We start from the raw sequence: 4,800 nt of genomic DNA, 5'->3' as shown, positions 1-4,800 counted from the left end.
GTGAAATTTGCGTACCAATATTATAAAAGAATATTAATACAAATTCCAATTTGTAGATTTGAATTAACATAATTTTAGACTCAGTTGTTTCGCATTTTGAATAGGTTTGGATTCAGATGTTGAGCCGATAAAAACTATCACCATAAGTATATACTTAAATGATGATAGCCACTAAAGTTGCTCAATTTCTGAAACAAGCTAAAGAACGATGCCGCGTTTCCACTACTATGGGGATTCAATCTTTTCCATCTTTCTGAAATTTGCTTTAACACTAAGAATATTAACTTTAATTTCTCTTTTGTAATCAGTTTACCTTTACCACAGCAAGAACAGATATTTATATCTATCCCTGTAAGCTTTAAAAGAAGCTCCGCTGCACTTAACTTAACTTCTAAATTTTGATTTTTATTTTCTACTGCTCCTGTAAGTTCTTTGCATTTTTGAAGCTTAGTTGACCTATTTCTGTTGCTTAATATTCCATAATGTCTAATTTTAACAAACTTTCTTGATAAAACATGCATGAGAAATCTTATAATAAATTCATCTAATGTAAGTGTCATAAACTTTTCTTTATTATGGTCTTTATAATCTCTCCATTTAAATGTTACATACCCTAGTATTGTTTACATCTAATACGCATCCTACTAGTAGTATTTGCTAGTGATATTTTAAAATCAAACAAATTTTATATTTAAAAACATTACCAATATAAAATAAGCTATAATTAAAAAAACAAATACATTTTGTTATCATAAAATCTAAATAGTTTTTATATTAAATTATATAGTGAAACTATAGTTTCACTATAGTTGTTATAATAGGGGTGAAAGCATATGGGAGAACCGAAGAAGTTGGAATTAACAATAGAAGAGCTTATAGAAATAGCAATAGCATTAAATGAAAATACTATTGCTAATAGAACTAGATCTAAGGAGGATAAAATCCCAACAGATAAACTTATAAAAGGGTTCGGCATAAACAGAAAAAATTTTTCGGTTACTATACAAGATACTGATATAAAATATAATAAATCAACTTTTCTTTATGACATACCTGGTGAGTTTATTACAAAAAACAAAAATAAAAAAATAGTATCACTAAGTGAAACTGATAAAAACAACAATAGTGATACAAAAGTAAAACTTAAAAGTGAAACTTTAGTTATCAAAAGTGAAACTGTGGAAAGCTTAGTAAGTAAGCCAAACAACGAAAGTGAAACTTTAGAATCACTTAATATTAATGATGGTAAATATGAAAGTGCTTCTATAGTAAAACTCAAAAATGAAACTCAGAAAAATAAAGTAGACAAGACTAATAAAGAAAATGAAATTATGATTCCGCCACTTAGTGAAACTTTTGTATCACTAAGCGAAACGGCCTTAGCGAGCTTTGATAAGAGAATTAAATCTATTGAAGAAATGAGATATGAAATTGAGGAAATGAGTAGTTGGTATAAGGAGCAAAGAAAGAAAGAAAACATTATTGATATTGAGATTTCTGAAATAAAGATTGATAAAGAAAGGTTAAATGAAGAACCTAGTACAAGGGGATTCAAGGTATATCCAAGTGTTATAGCTGAATTTAAGAAGTTTAGTAAGACATACAGTCAGTACACAATGCAAGACCTTATGGCTATGGCCATGATTGAATACATTGATAAATATAAAAAATAAGGTTTATTTAGCACAAATTAATATAAATAATGAAATTATAAGTAAAATATATAAGAAATAAAAACATGGATATAGATTATAAAAACTTGAAATTTTAGGTAATACATAGTAGACTTAAAACAGATAAAATTACAATAAACAAAATAAAATTACAAATATTTACAAATAAAAAAACAATCAGGGTTTATATATATCCAAAAAATAAAACAACTCTTGAATCTGTAAAGTTTGGAGACTTCATTCAAGAGTTTCATAAATCCTGATATCTTCCTCAAATAGGAGAATTATATCTTTAAATATTTTATTTAATTTATATACTTAGTTTAATATACTTATTGTTAATAGTCAATATGCATGTAAATTAAATAAAGTATTTAATAGGTATAATGCAGCACTCTTTATTTGGGTTACAAAAAAATAGGAGGGCTTTTTTATGTTGGCACAAAAAAAGCAGATTGATGAGTTAAGTGAGCTTATAAGAAATTTAACCATAGTGCCAATGGAAGCTTTGGTCAATAGCGAGCGAGTATCACAAGCACAAATGCAAATAGATCTGTTACATAAATATGATGATGGATATATAACTATAGCAAGCAAAAAGGGAAGTAATTGGATACAACATCACTACAAAGTAGACGAGCTTAATGAAAATATACAAAAGTTGATAAGTGTAAATGATGCGAATATATATTTGAGCCCTAATAGTTTTTATAAACCTATGAGGCGTATAGAAAATATAAGAAAATTAAATTCATTATTTATAGATTTGGATTATTACACCTTAGAAGAATATAAAGGATTAACTGCAGACCAGATTATATGGCTCCTTGAGAAGGATTACTTTAAGAAGTCGGTTCCACCACCTAGCTTTATAGTTATATCAGGGCAAGGAATAGTTATTTATTGGCTTATAAAGCCGGTGCCACATATGGCTCTTCCACTTTGGAACGCAGTGCAGAAATTCTTTTTAGAAAAGTTAAAGGAAATAGGTGCTGATGCTAAATCAATTGATGCAGCTAGAGTATCTAGGTTAGCAGGGACTACTAACCAAAAAAATGGACAAGCAACTGAGTTATTGGTTTTTAATGAGCAAAGATATGAGCTTCGTGATATTCAAGAGAATTATCTTCCGGAGCTAAATGACTATGTTAAAAATCCAAATGTAAAGAAATCTGGAAGAAAATCAAAGGTTCTAAAATTATATAATCTTTATAGTCTTCACCATGCAAGACTCATGGATCTTGTAGAGCTTCAGACTTTTAGAAAAGGATATTGCAGAGATGAAAATGGAAACTTAGTAGAAAAAGGGCAAAGAGAGCTAATGTGTTTTTTATATAGATATTGGGCTTGTTGTTTCACTAGTGACCTTAATAAGGCATTAGAGGACACTTTAGAGTTTAACAAGGGATTTGTATGCCCACTACCTGAAAGCGAGGTTAAAAGTCAAACCGCGCAGGCAGAAAAGGCATATAAGGAGTGGCTAGAGAATGAATTTGATAATAAAGAAAAAGAAGATGTAGAGCAATTTAAAATTGAGATTAAAGATGGCGATGATAAAAAGAAAAATAGGTCTGGATATAAATATAAGGGTTACAACTATAAAAATACAACGCTTATAGGGCTCTTAAATATCATTGAAGAAGAGATGAGGCTTCTTAAGACTATTATTAATACGAAAGAAGTTAAGCGAAGAGATAAGGTGTATCAAAAGGTTAAGAGAAGAGATGCAGATGGATTAACAAAAAAACAGCTAGAAAAGTTAAATAAGATAATAGCAGTAAAAGAATTAAAAGATAAAGGGTTAAGTCAAAATGAAATTGCTAAAAGGTTAAACATTAGTATAGCTACAGTTAAGAGATATTACAAGAAAATAAAGGAAGATTTTCAAAATAGTTTGGTATCAAAAAACGTCGGATAAGATTATGGGTGTACCCTGCTTACCTTTTTCTTTTTTTTCCTAGCTTGTGCTATAGAAATTTCTAGGGGGTAACATTATGTTATATAAAGATTTAGAACAAAGGTGGAAGCTTAGTATCAGTGGTAGTATGACTACTAAGTTAAAAGGGATTTCTGAGGATGAGGATTTTGATTCTGTGTTTGACTCCTGGTACACGGATAAATTTGAAATGAACGATGGCAAGCTTCAGTTTGTTAAGAGAATTACTGATGAAAGATTTGATGTAGATGAGGAGCTCTTAGAGGATATTAAAAAAGTGTTTGAAGAGAGGTACTTAAAAAAAATAGATAAGTTAAAGGGGAATACTGTGGAGAGGCTTAAAAAGCAGAAGGTGCAGCCGGCTACAGATAAACAGATGAAGTATGCGAAAAATCTTTACAAAAAGGTTTATGGAGAAGCAAAGGGTTTTGATGATAAAGAATATAGTAAGCATGAGATGGTTTTGATAATTGGGGAGCTGGTGGAAATGGTAGATAATATGAAGGAAGAGAATCGTGGAGAATGCGCGGTTGTGGAGTTGAGTAATTTTAGAAAGTAATAAAAGACATTGAGTTACCGATTTTTGCGTGTGTCTCGATGTCTTTTATTATATACAGGGGTTTTAAAATCACACCAAACGTAGTTTAGGGCATGGTTTTCGCCCTAAATGGAGTGCGGTAGAGTGTTATATTTATATATATAAGGAGGCTATGAAAATATGAAAGATAAAATCAATAAACAATTTTTAAATGATATAAAAAGTATGAAGTATATAGAACCATTATGGGGTAGTGCTCGCAAAACGTGGAAAACATACGTTAAGACAGTTATTACCAAAAATATATTTTATCAAAACATTCTGACTTAGAATTAATAGTTCTAACTGGGGTCTCGCCAACATAAGTCTGAATACCACCATCAGAGACTTTAATACATTTTGGGGTCTCTGTATTAATGGAACAGAAAATCACAACAAATGCCCATTTAATTCCAAATGAGCATTTGTAAGAGATTAATATCAATAAAAAGCTTTTTCTATAGCTTTCTCAATTTCAATTCTAGAAGGGGTACGGCAACGATTCATGCAAAAAACAGCCACAAGACAGCATTTTCCATTTTTAATGAACTGTAAATCAAAAATGGAACTACTATTTTGTGGCTGTTATGACGTACTATGAATAGGTTTGGATT

The 4,800-nt window shown here is 30.0% G+C and carries 3 protein-coding genes and 1 pseudogene; 3 read left to right on the top strand and 1 reads right to left on the bottom strand.

Features of this window, described 5'->3' with window-relative positions; translation table 11 throughout:
- Positions 1-287 precede the first annotated feature (287 nt).
- Positions 288-614, bottom strand: a pseudogene (locus tag Ctaglu_RS24325) (transposase); the annotation flags it as partial.
- 219 nt (positions 615-833) lie between these two features.
- Between Ctaglu_RS24325 and Ctaglu_RS24320 the strand changes: the two are divergent.
- The 3 genes from Ctaglu_RS24320 to Ctaglu_RS24310 all read left to right on the top strand — a co-directional run bounded on the left by Ctaglu_RS24320 (position 834) and on the right by Ctaglu_RS24310 (position 4,168).
- A complete protein-coding gene (locus Ctaglu_RS24320) occupies positions 834-1,673 on the top strand; it encodes a hypothetical protein (RefSeq protein WP_125006608.1) in 840 nt (279 codons plus the stop codon).
- Positions 1,674-2,106: 433 nt separating this feature from the next.
- Positions 2,107-3,591, top strand: coding sequence for a winged helix-turn-helix transcriptional regulator (locus tag Ctaglu_RS24315; RefSeq protein ID WP_125006606.1), 1,485 nt, complete (start codon positions 2,107-2,109; stop codon positions 3,589-3,591).
- Positions 3,592-3,667: 76 nt separating this feature from the next.
- Positions 3,668-4,168 (top strand): hypothetical protein, encoded by a 501-nt coding sequence (locus Ctaglu_RS24310; RefSeq protein WP_125006604.1) that lies wholly within the window; start codon positions 3,668-3,670, stop codon positions 4,166-4,168.
- Positions 4,169-4,800: the final 632 nt, after the last annotated feature.

Origin of the sequence: Clostridium tagluense (genome assembly GCF_003865095.1) — a bacterium.
Classification (GTDB): Bacteria; Bacillota; Clostridia; order Clostridiales; family Clostridiaceae; genus Clostridium_AD; species Clostridium_AD tagluense.
This window is presented reverse-complemented; position numbering and strand designations above follow the sequence as displayed.

Bases quoted from the DNA above. Each gene is read 5' to 3' on its own strand.
- Ctaglu_RS24320 (WP_125006608.1), top strand. From the start codon at position 834: ATGGGAGAACCGAAGAAGTTGGAATTAACAATAGAAGAGCTTATAGAA.
- Ctaglu_RS24315 (WP_125006606.1), top strand. From the start codon at position 2,107: ATGTTGGCACAAAAAAAGCAGATTGATGAGTTAAGTGAGCTTATAAGA.
- Ctaglu_RS24310 (WP_125006604.1), top strand. From the start codon at position 3,668: ATGTTATATAAAGATTTAGAACAAAGGTGGAAGCTTAGTATCAGTGGT.